The 16,187-nt window shown below is 41.2% G+C and carries 21 protein-coding genes; 4 read left to right on the plus strand and 17 right to left on the minus strand.

All coding sequences use genetic code 11. The features are described from left to right. Positions 1–140: 140 nt before the first annotated feature. From P3L47_RS23025 to P3L47_RS23040, 4 genes are all read left to right on the plus strand, one after another. A complete protein-coding gene (locus tag P3L47_RS23025; RefSeq protein WP_277782266.1) occupies positions 141–479 on the plus strand; it encodes a DUF551 domain-containing protein in 339 nt (112 codons plus the stop codon). Positions 480–529: 50 nt separating this feature from the next. Further along, positions 530–832 (plus strand): hypothetical protein, encoded by a 303-nt coding sequence (locus P3L47_RS23030; RefSeq protein ID WP_277782267.1) that lies wholly within the window; start codon positions 530–532, stop codon positions 830–832. 251 nt (positions 833–1,083) lie between these two features. Next, entirely contained in the window at positions 1,084–1,761 is a 678-nt protein-coding gene (locus P3L47_RS23035) for a Rha family transcriptional regulator (protein WP_277782268.1), read from the plus strand. 76 nt (positions 1,762–1,837) lie between these two features. Continuing rightward, entirely contained in the window at positions 1,838–2,122 is a 285-nt protein-coding gene (locus tag P3L47_RS23040; protein ID WP_277782269.1) for a hypothetical protein, read from the plus strand. Between the two features lie 22 nt (positions 2,123–2,144). Here P3L47_RS23040 and P3L47_RS23045 read toward each other — a convergent pair whose 3' ends face one another. The 17 genes from P3L47_RS23045 to P3L47_RS23125 all read right to left on the minus strand — a co-directional run bounded on the left by P3L47_RS23045 (position 2,145) and on the right by P3L47_RS23125 (position 16,065). After that, positions 2,145–2,291: a hypothetical protein gene (locus tag P3L47_RS23045; RefSeq protein WP_277782270.1), complete on the minus strand. Its 147-nt coding sequence runs from the start codon at positions 2,289–2,291 to the stop codon at positions 2,145–2,147. Between the two features lie 599 nt (positions 2,292–2,890). Next, positions 2,891–3,301, minus strand: a complete 411-nt coding sequence (locus P3L47_RS23050; protein ID WP_277782271.1) for a DUF7841 family protein — start codon at positions 3,299–3,301, stop codon at positions 2,891–2,893. Between the two features lie 43 nt (positions 3,302–3,344). After that, positions 3,345–3,632, minus strand: a complete 288-nt coding sequence (locus P3L47_RS23055) for a hypothetical protein (RefSeq protein WP_277782272.1) — start codon at positions 3,630–3,632, stop codon at positions 3,345–3,347. 1 nt (position 3,633) lies between these two features. Continuing rightward, positions 3,634–4,185 (minus strand): hypothetical protein, encoded by a 552-nt coding sequence (locus tag P3L47_RS23060; protein WP_277782273.1) that lies wholly within the window; start codon positions 4,183–4,185, stop codon positions 3,634–3,636. 45 nt (positions 4,186–4,230) lie between these two features. Continuing rightward, positions 4,231–4,752: a hypothetical protein gene (locus P3L47_RS23065; RefSeq protein ID WP_277782274.1), complete on the minus strand. Its 522-nt coding sequence runs from the start codon at positions 4,750–4,752 to the stop codon at positions 4,231–4,233. 12 nt (positions 4,753–4,764) lie between these two features. Continuing rightward, a complete protein-coding gene (locus P3L47_RS23070; protein ID WP_277782275.1) occupies positions 4,765–5,652 on the minus strand; it encodes a hypothetical protein in 888 nt (295 codons plus the stop codon). Positions 5,653–6,233: 581 nt separating this feature from the next. Continuing rightward, positions 6,234–6,599, minus strand: coding sequence for a hypothetical protein (locus P3L47_RS23075; RefSeq protein WP_277782276.1), 366 nt, complete (start codon positions 6,597–6,599; stop codon positions 6,234–6,236). Positions 6,600–6,628: 29 nt separating this feature from the next. Then, positions 6,629–7,036: a D-Ala-D-Ala carboxypeptidase family metallohydrolase gene (locus P3L47_RS23080; protein ID WP_277782277.1), complete on the minus strand. Its 408-nt coding sequence runs from the start codon at positions 7,034–7,036 to the stop codon at positions 6,629–6,631. Further along, positions 7,033–7,506, minus strand: coding sequence for a phage holin family protein (locus P3L47_RS23085; RefSeq protein WP_277782278.1), 474 nt, complete (start codon positions 7,504–7,506; stop codon positions 7,033–7,035). Before P3L47_RS23085 ends, P3L47_RS23080 begins: the two co-directional genes overlap by 4 nt. 23 nt (positions 7,507–7,529) lie before the next feature. Next, on the minus strand, positions 7,530–8,045 hold the full coding sequence (locus P3L47_RS23090) for a glycosyl transferase (RefSeq protein ID WP_277782279.1): 516 nt from the start codon (positions 8,043–8,045) through the stop codon (positions 7,530–7,532). 85 nt (positions 8,046–8,130) lie between these two features. After that, complete coding sequence (locus P3L47_RS23095; protein WP_277782280.1) at positions 8,131–9,189, minus strand: hypothetical protein; 1,059 nt, start codon at positions 9,187–9,189, stop codon at positions 8,131–8,133. A 17-nt stretch (positions 9,190–9,206) separates the two neighbouring features. Further along, a complete protein-coding gene (locus P3L47_RS23100; protein WP_277782281.1) occupies positions 9,207–9,995 on the minus strand; it encodes a LamG-like jellyroll fold domain-containing protein in 789 nt (262 codons plus the stop codon). A 17-nt stretch (positions 9,996–10,012) separates the two neighbouring features. Then, positions 10,013–12,340, minus strand: coding sequence for a hypothetical protein (locus P3L47_RS23105; RefSeq protein ID WP_277782282.1), 2,328 nt, complete (start codon positions 12,338–12,340; stop codon positions 10,013–10,015). A gap of 114 nt (positions 12,341–12,454) precedes the next feature. After that, positions 12,455–12,820 (minus strand): hypothetical protein, encoded by a 366-nt coding sequence (locus tag P3L47_RS23110; RefSeq protein WP_277782283.1) that lies wholly within the window; start codon positions 12,818–12,820, stop codon positions 12,455–12,457. 6 nt (positions 12,821–12,826) lie between these two features. Beyond that, complete coding sequence (locus P3L47_RS23115) at positions 12,827–13,111, minus strand: hypothetical protein (protein WP_277782284.1); 285 nt, start codon at positions 13,109–13,111, stop codon at positions 12,827–12,829. 2 nt (positions 13,112–13,113) lie between these two features. Then, positions 13,114–13,401 (minus strand): hypothetical protein, encoded by a 288-nt coding sequence (locus tag P3L47_RS23120; RefSeq protein ID WP_277782285.1) that lies wholly within the window; start codon positions 13,399–13,401, stop codon positions 13,114–13,116. A 33-nt stretch (positions 13,402–13,434) separates the two neighbouring features. Beyond that, positions 13,435–16,065 carry a hypothetical protein gene (locus P3L47_RS23125; RefSeq protein WP_277782286.1) on the minus strand — a complete coding sequence of 877 codons (2,631 nt, stop codon included), beginning with the start codon at positions 16,063–16,065 and terminating at the stop codon, positions 13,435–13,437. Positions 16,066–16,187: the final 122 nt, after the last annotated feature.

Below are 16,187 nucleotides of genomic sequence, written 5' to 3' on the forward strand. Positions count from 1 at the left end.
GCTACCCCGCATTTTTCATCCCCTAAACTAAAGATTTAGGGGTTTTCAAATGCGATTCCTTATAAAAAACTGGGGAGAGATAAAGCGATTGAGCTTATTAACAACAACACACCTCTTTCGGAGGCTAAAAAGATGAAGAAATGAAACAGACAGTCGAAGAAGCAGCTATTAATTATGTGAGTGGTTCATTTTGGTCTCTTGAATCAGAGGAAGTAAAAGATCTAGTATATGAAGGTTTTGTTGACGGTGCCAAATGGCAAGCCGAGCAATCATCCTGGATAAACGTAAAAGAACAATTACCGGATGAACGACAAATGGTTTTGTGCATGATGAAAAGCAACAATGCAATTGTTAGCGGATATATAACAGTTCCATCAGGTCGTAAGCCTACAGTTCTTACTGCCTCTGATTTTGAGTTTGAAGACTTAATGGATTATGAACCTATTGCTTGGATGCCGATGCCTCCTCTCTCCGATTAAATAATATGAGCGATTGTTCGTTTTCACAGAAAAATTAGTAAGTTCGCAGCATGAATATAGATGTAAATGACAGAATCGTAAAACTAACGGTAGAAGAGTCATGGATAAAATGTATGAATCTACTCCTTAAAGATGCAGAAAAACAATATCACGCAATAAAAAGAGATGAAGAAAAGGATATTGAGCACATTTTAAGGAACTATGTAATACCTCCTATTCAAGGAGCTATAACAAGGGAGGAGATACAGAAAAGACGTTTAGCTTTGGTTTATGATCAAAACGACTCCTCTTTTGTTGGAATTGAACAGGATGGTATCCTTATCTATAAGGATGGCAATTATAAAAGAATATGATTTCATGTATTTAAGTTAGGCGGTAAAGCGGTAGAAAATTCTATCGCTTTTTTTATTATGCATTTGAGTTTTTAATATACCTTTGCAGCGTCACATCACATATAGGCGCTGCAAGCGAGCAGGCTAATAGAGAATGAGAGAAGCATAAGCGGCTCCCATAATCCGTTCATATATCTCTATGTTATATGTGGTGTGACAACTAGGATTATGTGGAGTCGTTATTTTTTTTATTCATCTAATTGTCACACCGGATGAAAGAATTAAATTTATTTCCAGTATCAAGTAATGAACTGGTAAAGGTTGAAAACAACCAAGTTGTTACTACTTCTTTAAAAGTAGCAGAGTTCTTTAACAAACGCCATTCTGACGTTTTAAGAGCCATAAAGAATCTTGAATGTACTCAACAATTCCAACAGCGCAATTTTGCGTTAATGGTGGAAATGAAGGAGTTACCACAAGGAGGAGCCACTAAATGTGAATATTACTACCTTACTCGTGACGGCTTCACATTCTTGGCTATGGGCTTTACCGGTAAGATAGCCGCAAAATTTAAAGAAGCCTACATCAATGCCTTCAACGAAATGGAGGAACTACTCCGAACCGGCAAAGAATCCAAGTATGCCGAACAGATTTTCAAAAAATATATCGAAGATTTCAACAAAAAGCTTCAAAGGTCTATCAAAGCCGGGAAAAAGAAACATGGAGAATACTACGGAGGAGCCGGAGACATGCTGCCATATATCCCCTACTACGACCGCATGAGCTTTGAAGCTAATATTCGCAATGTCTTTGCGTTCGTCAATAACTCATACCTGGAAAGCATGTATTTCATTTCTCAGCTATTCAAGAAAGAAAAAGAACTTGAATCAATCAAGAAGAGTATTGCCAGGTTTACTTATGAGATAGAAAGCAAGACTGGTATTTATTAACTAATGATTTATCCTTTTGAATTACCCCGGCTTAGGTCGGGGCTAGTATTGTATTATCTAAAAATTGAATATTAAAATGGAAGCAAAAATCATTTTATCAAAGAACAGTAACGAAAACGAAATCAAACGTTATTTTAAGGCAGTGTTGAAATTGTCAAAGTCAAAAGAGAAATATCCGGTAAACCTCGATGAAGTTTGGCCGCTAATGTATTCGGCTAAACACAAGGCAGTAGAAGCTTTAAAAAGAGATTTTATCGAAGAAGACGATTACAAGCTGGTCAACCGGAAAGTTGAGCAGGTGTCAGGAACAAAATATATTGACGATTATGACACAGCCATTATATTATGTGCATCTGTTTGACAAGCTACTTGCTAACATAGCTTCATAACGAACACATCAACCTCCGGAGCCGGCACACTTTCTCGTTGAAGTTGACCGGCTCGAAGTCCAGGGAATCGACCAGGCAATCAAACTCCTTCCTGGCTGATTCCTTCTTCAATTTCCGTATTTCTTTTTTGTTTTTACGCATAAAACCTTTCATTTTGATGTCTATGACAGTCGCAAATGAACAACTGCATATCCTTATATAACTTTGCACCTAAATATCCTGCCAAATAAGCCACTTCTTCGCCTCCTAAGGGCATTCTAAAAGCAGTAGCTATATGATCCTCCAAATGGCGGCATTCATGCTTTATGGAGTTCGAAAACTCTTCAGGAGAAGAGGTCTTACTTATAACCATTACGGATTTACGTAACCTGAAATTGGAGTACGTGACGCCAGTATCAAGTTTGCACGACATTAAATTATCGTAAGCCTCTCTAGCCTTGTATTCAGGACAACCGATCGATTTTAGAAGACCTATGATTTCATCCGTATAATAGCAGGTGACACGATAGAATATGTACACCTGCCAATCGTACTTTTTTATGTATAGGTCTCTTTTTATCATCTTTTTATAGCTTTGAATTTACGTTCTATAGCCCTGCGTTGCTGACGGGGAATATTCGTATTTTTCAAATCGTCAATGATAGAAGATACTTTTTCGAAGTCTTTTTCCGGCATGCTTGCCAAAACATCTTTAGGGGATTCTCCCTTTAAGATTCGAAATAGATAACTCCATCCTCCCATTACATCATTTCCTCCCAAATAACAGGTGTGCCGGAACCAATACAGTCAGCGTAGAAACGAGTGAATACAATACCGTCGTAAGCGTCCGGATCATCACAAACGTTTTTTACATAGAGGGATGCATATTGCTCATTGGGAATAGAAGAACCAAGAAAATCCGATTTAGCCATGTTTGCAGCATATACATAGTCATATCCTCCTTTCTTCTTTACGTCTACGTTATACTTTTTAAGCATCTCATCGACCTGCTCCTTAGTCCAGGGCTGCACCTTTATCTTTTTCCCGTTTCCGTCTTCTTTTTCCATCATGGAAACGGCAAAATCACACATAGCCTTAGAAAAATGCCACCCATAAGCGCTCAAGTAAGCTCTCATCCCTGAAGGAAAATCATCATACATATCTAGTCTCATATTATTGTCAATTTAATGAAGGGGAACATCGTCCCCCTTCTGATTAATAACGTCTACGTCTGCGGTACTCACCGGCATACCTTCCGGTTCCCTTCACACCTCGTCTTTCGCCAAAACCATCTCCATCACGACCGCCACGTCTCCACATATCGCGAAAATCATCGTTGTCGTCATCGTCGTCGTCACGAAAGCCCATACCGCCTTCCATTACTTTTCTCTTGCCATCTTTACAACCAAGCTTGTAGGCTTCTTCCATAGCCTCCATCAAGTCTTCGTCTTCGTAGGCATCAAATTCTCTGAAAAGCTCCTCTAGTTTTCTATATGATCCCATATTACGCTGTTTTTGATTTGTTAGTATTCTGTTGTTTTTCAAGAAGAAGAGATTTAAGTTCTTCAAATCCGCCACCAAACATTTTTTTCATCTCTGCAATCTCATTTTCCAAGCTCTGAATCTTACTTTCCTGCTCCTTCTCCTTTTTAAACTGGGGATTGAGTTGGTTAAGCATCAACTCACAATTGTCAATGATAGACTTGTGAGTTTCTATACTGCCTAATATCTGCTGGCTATTCTGAAGCATTGCGCTAATTTCCTGATTAATCATCATTTGATCACAAGACAGAACAAGTTTCTCACCGCTTTCCGGTTTATAATCAGCGATAGATTTATCAGCCGGCACAGAGGACAGCTTTACTGTATCGTCACCAACCTTGACTGATATGTCAATGATCATTTCGGGCTGCATAGGCGGATAACCATTGACCATACTCTGAGGTTTTGGTCTTAAATTACTTACACCTATAACACTTCCTATTTCACAAAACGGTTTTTCTGTCTTATGCAGGATGAAATATTGATTGCCTTCTCTAAGTTCCTTAAATGTCATTTTCTTCTTGATTTAAAAGAGAGCCGGGATAATCCCGGCATCTCATTATTTACCCTTTGATACACTTGCTTCTGCCGGGGTGTTACTACCCTGAGCAGCCGGAGTAGGATTGTTTGAGGATTTTACGCCTAACAGGCGGAATATCCCCTGAGGCTTATTAAACCAAACAATGTGTTCCGTGTAACCACCTAATACCGGAGATCCGCTATTGGAATTAACAGGGACATTTACATCGCTGCCTATTACCTGTACATTATGGTGGTCAACCACCGGAATACGGTTTGTACCGACTTGAGTGCTTTGCAATTGGACCGTAGTTGCATATCCGTTAGGCACAACAACGTTAACCGCATAAGAGGCCTCTGTAGTAGTAACCGGATATCTCACTCGCCAGATTAATACTCCTGCCTCAGGAAGAGCACACCATTCAAACGGATTTACCCCGAAATCAATTTGCGACTCTTCACCTGCCGAAGCAGTTACAATCTTTCCTGTCGTAGATAAGACATAGATTCCGTTCACGTCAACCCTGGGGACGCAAGCTCTTGTATTATATCTTGCTGTCATACTGTCCCCTCCTTACACTAAGCCGTTATAAGCGCAACCACATCCTTCACGGGTAACCTGTACCTGCATAGGATTGCAACAGTTCGGATTCGGAACGAAATAAGCAGGAATAGGACACGGAGACTTAAGCTGAGACACAATGTTAGCAGTCTGAGCAGCCTGAGAAATACCCAACTCCAGTGCAGATTTTTCTTGACGCAATGTGTCAATCTTGCTCTGCATTTCACGCATTTCTAACTGACAGAATTTGTCATTGATGATCTGAGTCTGAGCGTCAATTTTGGCACCCAAAATGTTAAACTGAGTGTTAGCATTACCTGTCAGAGTATTAGTCTGATTTACAATTGCCAGCTGGCTCTCGTAACCCTGTGTGGTGATAGCGTTACGAACATCGCAGCAGCACGATGCAATTTGACTCAACAACTGATTGTTACCGGACTGAACAGCATTAATAATCTGCTGGGAAGACAAGCCCACCTGATTTCCTACATTCTGAATTTGTCCTTGAATCTGACAGATTGCATTTTGTAATTGCTGTGTAGAACAATTAAGAGAACTTGACAACTGGCTTATTGCCTGTCCATTGCCTTGAATTGCGTTCATAAGAAGTTCACGTCCGGCGTCATTGTTAAGTTCTGCCGGTAAACCGCCGCCGTTACGGTTATTGCCGAATCCATTGCCCCAACCGCCAAAAAGGAAGAATAACAAAATGATCCAAATCCAAGATGCCTCCCCTCCCCATGCTCCTTTATTATTGTTAGCTTGGGTTAACATAGCTGCAAGATTCGGGTCAATACCCTTGTTGCCGCCTAAAAGACCAGGAAGAAAAGCCATGACATCAAATTTACTTCCACCGGAATTTCCACCTTCGGGAGTACCGATAAAATAATTTCTATCCATTTTAAATATCTTTATTGTTATGATCAGCACTATTTCTGACCACAACAAAGCTACGGATAGCGTATTACTTCATAAACTAATGATTTCCTGCCGTTTTCTTTATATTTTCATATTGTATTCTCAACATCTTCCCAGCCCGTAATCGGTCGGAAAAACTTGATAAAATATAGTTTATTGACCGCTTGGTTTTACATACATACAATGCTATCTGAGAAGGGTAAAAGCCCCTTTCATGAAGAAGATACACAAGTAAATAACGAGCATCTACAACATCTGTCTCCTTACTGCCCGACAAAATGTCGCTGGTAGAGATTTCGGTTTCTTCTGAAACTAATCTTAATATTTTGGCAAAGATTTCTGATTTACACATATGTTTTAAATTTTAGTTATATCTTTGCCTTGCCGCATAAAAACTTACAAGTAAACGCAACAAAGCGCAGAATCTCAATGTTGAAGATATTAAAGCCTCCAACGTGCGGGATTCTGCGCTTGTGTATCAGTTTTTATGTGGCAATTTAAACGGATACGTTGGGGGCTTTTATTTTAATTCCCAGCCCCAAAGGAATGATTATGAACAAAAGCTATTTCTTTAGCTTGTAGATCATTTTACCAAATACAACCATGACAATTACAACAACAGCAATGATAGCATGTCCTCCATAATTTACTTTAGTTTGTTCCCAACGAGTTAAACTTTTTTCTACCGGATAAGGAACGCTAATAGAATCTGTCTTATTTATATACAGCGTATCTACCCTATCCTTGTATTTATAGACATATCTGTACCGGTATTCAGTAACGGTATCGCCCTTTTGATTAATAAGTATAGAATCGTGAACAAAAACGCTGTCTAATTGAAGTGAACTAAGATATATACTATCTGTTCTAACCGTTTCTACTGGCACGTATTGGACTACAGAACGACAAGAATATAATCCTGCCATCATTAAAAGAATCAATATGATGTAACAAGGTTTCATTGTTTGATAATTATTTGTTTCCGTTGTGCACCTTCGAGTTTTAATGACACATGCAGGAAATTCTTTTTCCGATAAAGAATAGCCTGGTCGAAAGGTAATCCGGATTCTTCCAGCACTTCCAGTAAGTCTCCAGCCTTCCCACTAATGCTCAAATCAGCAGCTTCGCCTTTAATGTGCAGGCTTGTCAGTACACCTCCTACTGCCTTATTCAACTCCGGGCATCTGTAGCCTGAATTAATAGATATAGGTTTGCCGATAGCTTCCCGAAGCGGCTGCAGAAGCTTAACACAAAGGTTCATCATAGCAAGCCGCTCACGTGTGCCAGGTTCGTTCTTGATACCTTTAGCGACAGCTGTATCACTATGGATAAACTCCTCTAGAGTAAAATTATCTGTAATGTTCATCTCTTATCCTCCTTTTCTTTAGCATTAATCAAAGCCTCAGTAAAAGCTTCTTTCAGCATATCTTTGTTTAATACACTGCCTAATAAAGCGGCTGACTTTATAGCCTGTCTGCGCTGTTTTGCATCAGCCTTTTCCCATATGGATCGTATCTCCGTAATAAGGATAAAAACCGTTATGAGAGACGTAAATACGGGGATGTTGGTTAAAAATGGAATATGTATAAACTCCCAAAATTGACAAACATAACAAACTGCATCTATGCTCCATGCAATGCATATGCTGCCAGCATACAAGATAAATTTGCTAACTGTCCGGCGCATCCCGTAAGAATTACGGTCCTCTCCTCGTAGTTTTGCTTTATAATAACCGGATGCGAAGTCCCAGCTCATAGCGAATAGGACAAGTACCATTTCGAATATGGAAATTATAAGCATATTTCTCATTTCCCAAATCATTTTAAATACCTCCATTTGTCGATCATTTTGTTAATAAGTTAGTTAGTATACTTAATCAATAAACTTAAATACGTAGACAGGAATGCTGCTATCTCAACCCAAAACATAGGCTTACTCTGATAAAATTTATACCAAAAGCCACTTTCTTTTTCCTTGACCATAAATAATGCAGTATATCCAAGATATGCCAGCCATACAACAAGCATGTACCAAGCATTAAACGCCACCCATAACTGCGATCCCACAATACACATTATAGCTCCAGCTGTATGTATTTTGCCCTCGTAGCTATCCTTAAAATTAGGTGCCGCCCCAACAAGCAACATCCCCGCACAAGCAATAAAAGCCATAAACTCCGTATTCGTTTTGCTTGTTTCCAGGATTGCAGGCATAAGCATACCCGCTGTCAGCCACATTGTTGCCATAAACCAATACGGATGCTTTAACTTATAAAAAGTTGCGCTTATCGAATAAGGCACACCTTTTTGTTTGATACATACCGCCGTTGTGTAAGCGGATATTACAAAAATTGATAATAGTACTAATACTCCCATAGCTTTTTAAGATTTAAACGTTATATTTGTATTACAGATTCATGATTGTACCGTTTTGAGCCGGGAGGTTCAGGCGGTATTTTTTTTAGTGTACCAGCCTTACATTGTTTGTCAAATCCTTGAGCTTTGAGTAAACTGGGTAAGTTGACCCGATAAAGCAATAGTATTTATTCCTTACGCCATCGTCCAGCTCCGTGTAATACTTGCCTTGTTCCAGTGTCATGCCTGGCTCGTACAGCTTAGGGTCAAATTCTGTCCCTTCGTGGTTTTCGTCTATACGCTCATACAGCGCCGCCGTATCAACAGACGGAGGGTATATCTCTAGTACGGGATTAACCGGTTGTCTGACCTTCCATAGCCAGTCATTGTATAATACCCTGTTGCCGGTTTCCAGTTTGCCCCCGATAAAGTCTTTCCATTCCGCATGAGCATATTTGCGCGTGATAGCAACCGGATCATCCATCGACATAGCAGATACAGCCATTCGATTCAGCTTCATAACCTGTACTTCGGGATCATGCGAATCCTTGTAATCGATTGCAGACTGTAGTTCTTCCGTTGTTCGATTAATGATATCCGGATATCCGGTGACTACGATTGCTTCTACCTCTTCGACGGTTGTAGCATCTTCAACGGACTTCAGCAACGCTTGCGTAACAACATTGCATTCGTCGTCATAGTCTGCCATTTCGCTAATAGCTGTAATTACGATATTTGACGGATAAGCAATAGAATTTATCACAACACTGCTTTTACGGCTGCATTTGTCTTTCATGTTCAGCCGGTCGTAAATATAGATATCGTTTCCATCCAGGTAGTAATGACGCATATCCGAATTGTACACTTCCTGCCGTTTCGCCGTTTTAGCAGCCTGTAATAGCTCTCCTGGGGTTGGTTCCGGCTCCGGTTCCGGTTCTGTCATATGCATATTATAAACCTCTTCCGGCGTTGCTTCGGGATTGGCTTGTTTAAATGCTATTTGATCTGCGCTTAACAATATCCATGCCCCGTTTTTATAATCATCTAGGGTTTCTCCTAAATAATGGCTATTCGGATCAAGTTTTTCATTTTGCCCAACATAGACGCCTGCTGCATCTTTGTTGATATACCAAAATTTGTAATCGTCAAAATTTATTGTTTTCATATCATGTTATTTATATTTTAATAAGGAGATGTAGGAGGTGTAAAACTAGAAGTCCATAGAGCCGTTTTAGTGATGTGAAACTCATCTATGGCTGTATACCGGGGTCTAAGTGTCAACGTCGTTGCAGATAGTGTAACGCCACTTTGATAATAATCCTGTACCAATGATCCATTTATAAACATATACCAATAACTTCCACTTCTTACAATAGCAACATGTATCCATGTAGATGTCGGCAATGTAGACGATGCAGTCATGTTAACAGTATTCCCCGATTTAATAGTATAAAATCTCAGATTTCTTCCTGATGAGCTGCCGTCTATGTTAAAGGCTCCCGTTGTACCATCATTCCCAGTTTCTGCATATTTTTGATATTCTACACTTTGATACCGGTACATCCAAAAGTCTATTGTAAAATTGGAAGACCCAATATTATTAATAACGCCTTGTACATAATTGGCATCAACTGATCCGCATCTGAAAGCCTGTCCGAATTTGCCGGACACGTACCAAGGATCAGTTGAACTCATGGACGAATTACCCGAAGCATCCGTTACATTACCGTCTAAATGCAACAACAACATACTCGAAGAAGACAGAACAATTGACAATGTCTGATTACCCGTAACAGTAACCGACCCCGACCTGCTTGTATACCCCGACTTACTCGCTGAATATGAATAAGTCCCTTTCTTTAACTCGTAATACGCATATCCGGAACTATTGGCTGTTTGAGATACGCCATTGACTACGACGGTCGCACCAGCAGTTGTATATACCGTAAGGGTATACTTTACTCCTGTCATTAACAATCTCCTTCTCATCATTCAGGTCCTCCTGCCCTTATACTGTATTTGCCCGATGCATAGCAATACACATTTATCTCTATCAAATCCTTACCCGAAGTACCGGATACTACAATCGAGCTGCCGGACATAGATTGATATGACCCGGAAGTAGGCAACGTTATAGTCCTGTCGGTGGAACCGGAGTTGTATACGAAAATATGCAATGACTGTCCAGGTTGAAGACCGGAAGCAACAGACAGGGTTTGATTCGAATTAATAGAAGCATACACTGTATGCTTTGTTACAGGCACACTTGACAACGATGATACTGTTGCATACCCTGTCTCAAAATCTAGCAATTTCTTATCAGCAGCAGACATAAGCCCGTTCGCTGACTGGGTGGCAACCGAATATGTAGTATTAGGAGGCGTAGCCCATGTCCCGTCAGCCCGCATAAACGTTGTAGTACTTCCTGTAAGCTGTCTTAACAGACCCGGGGCAGTCGTGCCGGCAAGGTCGTAGGTTGTGTTCGTATCCGTCCACGGCACCTCTACGTAAGCCTTACTATCTGCGTCCAGCTGTACGGGATATGTCTTGCCGGCAGCTGCGTAGCCTACTTTTATGCCTCCTAGCGCGGCAGATGTGGCGGCAGGAAGGGTGTAATCGCCTCCTACTTCTTTGTATGTGCCGTCGTTCATGAGGGCTTTGGTGCCGTCACCTTGATTTGTAAATACAAGTTGTGGGTCCCATTCGTTTGTATTTGGTAAATCAAATTTGATTATATTTCTTTTCTCCTGCTTATTACCATTTTTATCTATGCTTCCTATATATAATTTGATACTTTCGTCGTACTCTGTCATTCCTGCTGGTGCACCTTGCCGAAATGCCAAATAAGAAACAAATTTTGTTCCATCGGGGCTATATGTTTCTTCCCATGATACAGGACAACATCCTTTTCCATCTGTATACAATATAGGGACTTTATTTGATATACACTTAGATATATCTTTGTATTGCTGTTTTAGAGTGTCAGTGTTTGTACCCCATCCAACAAGGTCATTAATGGCAGTAGGTAAATCCTCTAAAGGTATTCCGGATATCTCTATTGTGAAATTATTAGACTGAGCCTCCAACAGCATCATTACAGATTTAATATTATTTTCAAAATCAAGAAAATAAAGAAATACTATTTTACCATAACCTGCAACGTCTTGCGCCATATGGATTAATATATCAGTAACCGCAACATAAGTACCTTCTTCTTCTGACATTTCTGTTTTAACGACAACCTTTTGACCTCTTTGTAATGCATTGAATAAATTATTAAATCCTTCAATACCTCCCAAAGCCGCACTTATCTCATCAGAAGTAGATTCGTTTGTCAAATCCAGCAACGATGCTGATATTTCATAACTGCCTGCCTCTACCTCCGACCACGCCCCGTTCTTTCTAGCATATTGCCTTCCGTCCTCCGGTGCCTCCTGCACATACCCCGACAAATCAACCTGCGTACTGCCTATGTGCTCAGGCTTACCGTCGACAAAGATATACTCGTCATAGATATCGTTTTCACTAGCCACCTTAGGGACAAGGTAGATAATATTACTTTCACCGGCTTCCGGCAAGGATTCCACCTTCTGCAGCTTAACACTGTTCAGATTAGATATCAATGTCCGTACTTCTTCCTGAGTATAGACTTCACTCTTGATATAGTAGTTGGCAAGGTCGTTAACTGCTTTGGTAATATATCCGCTGTCATTAGTCAGATCGCTGGTCTTAGTAGGCCCTACGTACTCGACCATCTCCACTTCGGAGCTACCGTCTGACACCGGAGACAATAGATACTTCGTTCCTGCTTTAACGTTAGTGACACTTGCCAGCAAGTTACCTGATCCCTCACCCGGTGCCCCTTTCTGTCCTCTAGGGATAGAAAAGTTAAGAGTGTACATAGGATTGCCTTCAGGAGTTTCTCCGTTAGGTATGATTTCTACATCTGCCGGTTCTGTTGGTTCTACAGTAGTTACGGTTCCGGATTCAAACACCGGAGGCTGTCCGTCCTTGCCTTTGGGCAAAGTCAGATTAAGCACGTATTTCGGGTTACCGTTTTCGTCTACGCCATTTTCGGTGAAGCTTCCCGACGGAGTGTCTCCGGATTGGGCATTGACGGACTCCAAGACGGGAGTTTTTCCGTCTGTACCATCTTTCCCATCCGTACCATCGTTGCCCTTGGGACCTTTAAGTTTAGCCAATTGCTCTTCGGTAAAGTCGCTATAAGTGAAAGGGTCGCCTTTATCTCCTTTCATTTGCGCTAGTATGTCGCTAGGTACACCACGCCAAAAAGCTGCAATGTCCTCTTCGGTCAAATCGGAAAACTTTAACTTCAAGTCGTCTATAGAGACAGCGTACGCCAGCTTTCATCTCCTTCCGACTTATATTTCCACTCCAAACCGGTTGCACCTTTCCGGAACTCAGCAGTATCACCAGGATCGCCCTTTTAACAGGCTAAGACTGACCAATGTCTTCCATTCAGTGGGTTCCAAATCACTGCCGGAGACACCGACATACCGCCACTGGATGGCCGTTCTTCCTTCGTCGACCTGTAACTCTACCTCACGTCCGTTTACTCCTTTCAATGTAGACACAGCAACGCGTACCAGTTTATAAGCATTACCCATAACCTGGAATACAGGCAAAGAGGTAATGCCGGTCAACGATGCCACCTCTTCCCATTGCCCGGGGTCCTTGGAATTTGTTCCGATCAACTTGGTCACCTCGGTGGCTATCTGAGCCATGATCTCGGGAGTGATCGTATTATCGGGTATGATGATGTCTCCTGCTACCATAATCGATTATTCTATATTTCGTTGTGTGAAAATGTTTTTGGCGTCCGCCAATGCAGCTATATAGATAGCGGTGCTGTCTTCTTCCGGTATTGGCTTATCAATAGATATGTTCAACGTGCCGTCTACGTTGATGTTGATATAGCCGAACCGTACGTCCGCCTTCTTGATGGTGCCGGTTACGGACTTCACGCTCTGCCCTTCATCCTGGGCGATGTTGTACTGAATTTCGTAGCCTGCTACGTTATTCAGATACGTGCTTTTAACTACCGATGATACTTGTTCCAGTGCCATTATTATTCCTCCTTATTTTTAATGTCCGTTGACTCTTCTCCGGATCGAGCCACCGCGTCAACAATAAATTTTTTATATGCCGTACGCAACAACGCCAGCATCGTTTTAAAATCTTCATCCGAAATTTCAATAGCATCTTCGGAATAAAATATTTTCCGTGCTAAGTCAGACATAGGTATACTTTCCGACGCTCTATGCAAAGCGTTACCGATCTCTTTTCTGAAATCTTGTTTCTGAAATTCGTCAATACCTATCTCTACGCTTAATTCTTTAAAATTTACCTTTTTCATTTTATTCTTAATTTTATGTTGTTATACATTACATCAATCAACCATTGCACATAAAAATCCTGATGCGTCATCGTAGTATACAGGGATAAAATTGGGACTAGACTGTAATCTTCTTACGTGAGTACTACTCATTATTTTACCCACATTTATACAAGTACGTTCCATTGAACTTCCGTCACCAAAATACCTGGATTCTACCTGAAATTTTGAACCCCATCCTCCGAGATGACCGCAATTTATCCACCTACTATAATCAAGATAACTACTAGGTGATGAACCGATATTTATAGCTAATGCCCCTGTCATAGAATTTGATTCATAATCTATGTGCAATGCGGAAAAGTCTGAATATGGAGAAACTCCTGTTATTTGTCGTTTGGTTTTAAGATATAGCATGGCACTAGCTGATCCTTGAGCAACTCCAATCCCCATTCCCGCATATTCTCCATTAGAACTATTTATATCAATAGAGGCATTATAATTGCTTCTAATCCTAAAAGTCACAGAACCATAATCCGAAGAAAATACATTTGATAAATCAGTCTTTCCAATCGTAAATCCACCAATCTTTCCAACTTCAACGACATCAAGCTTTTTAACATACAGATCATCCACATCAATCATAGATGTCTTGATGTATCCACCCACGATAACTGTCGCATCCGTCAATGCCTTGATAATAGACGATTGCTTACTCCATGATGGCAAATCTTCCAAAGCCGCTTCTACGCTACCAGCCTTACTAACGGCATTAGCAGCGTCCTGTATAGCTTTAGCGGCATTAGTTTTTGCCGTATCCGCCAAAGAATATGCGCTATCAGCCGTATTGTACGCGGATACAGCCTTACTCCATGCAGATGATGCATCAGTTAACGCTTGATTGGCATCTGCTGACGCAGAATTGATTCGATTGTTTACCGAGTTGTAATCGGATAACATTGAGAATGATACAGCCCCTTGCAATTGTAGATGAGCTGATTGTATTTTAACTGTGCTTGGACTTATATTTATGGAAGAGACAATAGTGTCTCCGTCTTCCATTTCCTTTTTTGCAAACAACTGCTGTCCCTGTGCGGTATTAATCCATCCGGACGATTCAATTGTATTGTTGATATTGTCCGTTTTTGTGTTAATGGCGCTTATCTGTTCGGCGGTAACCTTCAGTTCTCCGTCATATTTGATGTAAATCTTACCGGTTTCCCCATCTACATACTCCTTTGTTGCCAACAGCTTTATATGCTCACTGGTCTGCTCGATCTGAGTTTCCAGCTTAATGATAGCGTCAGCCATAGCATCAGAAAACATATTCAGCCCGTAGATAAGAATCTCACCGCTGAAACGGACTTTAAAATCTCCTTTGCCGTTCCATTTTCCGACCTTTGATAATTTCTGATAGGTATCGCCCGTATCCATTTGTCCGGATGCGTACAGCTCCGTTCCCGGTATACCAAATTCATAAGTACCCGGTCTCAATACCTTATAGTAAAGAGAAAACGAATAAGTCTTCAAATCTTCTTCGCTTTCATGCTCCGGGACATTCATAATCCCGTTGGGCTGAGATATTACAGAGTTCCGGATACGCAGGACATTCCGGTTTCCTTCCCGGTAGATATCGGCAACCTGTTCTTTGTCTACATAAAACGCAGAAGGCAGCCACAAGAACCCGTCACTGGCATTTATGAAATGAACAACCGGATTAATTTCCCAGTAATTAAGATCAGAAGAAAAGGACGAATTACGAAGTATATTGCCGGATTCCTCAGAAAGGTCCTTACGAATTTCTTCGATGGAACTATCCAGTTTACCATCCATGATCTCGAAGCGTTGCTCGATCGTATTTCCGTCATCGGTGTAATAGGTACTATGCACGAATACACCGCCGTTTATGTAAGCCCTGTGTCCTTTTAAGGGCTTGCCGTTAACCGTTATGCCTTCGCAATTTCCCAGCCGGACCTTTATGCTGTCCATTTCAAACTTCGGTCCGGTCACATCGTCCAGGATATCTATATAAGGGGCATAATCATCGGAAGATGTAAAATAGATAAGCCCCTGCCTGTTCTTGTCCCTGTCATTACCCTGACGCTGTACATAATCACCGGCAACAGGAGCGTCTTCCCCGTCAACGACCTTCACGTCGAAAGAATCGTTGGATATGTTTTCGACGTAGCTGACGAAATAACGGATATTCAATCCGTCACGCCTTTGCGTACGCACGTAGTCTCCGACACGCAGGTTTACGAACATTTCCTTATCCATGTCGTCAAGTTCGCAACGATACCTGTTCGTGCCCAACGGTGTGACGGATTTAATTTTATTCCAGTCGGAAACCATGAAAGAGCTGTTCAAACCGTGTACCTGGGAATAAACCATCTCATAAACCTTGAAACTTTTGCGAACAGTCAAATTATCAACAGTTCCGGAAGCTGTAGGAGTATCGAACTGCCAGCCGGTTCCGGTAAAGCCTGAAGTAAAATCCGGAGATCCAATCTTATTTCCGATATAAATGTCGGAACGGATTCGGGCAGCCTCAAACTCAGCCACGCCGGTATTCTCTATTCTCCATCCTTTGCCGTCCCAGCCGTCAAGATATAGAGTGCTACCAATACTTTGGTCAAATGTGATATTTCCGTGAGCAACATCATTGATATCTTTACGAAGATACATGTCGCTTATATCAACATATGCTTTGTTTATCTCGTATAACGTACGAAGAGATGAAAATACGTTTTCATCTGAGGCAGCCGTAGGATCATCTTTTTTATAATGTATACACCAAAACTACCTCC

Origin of the sequence: Parabacteroides chongii, assembly GCF_029581355.1 — a bacterium.
Taxonomy (GTDB): domain Bacteria; phylum Bacteroidota; class Bacteroidia; order Bacteroidales; family Tannerellaceae; genus Parabacteroides; species Parabacteroides chongii.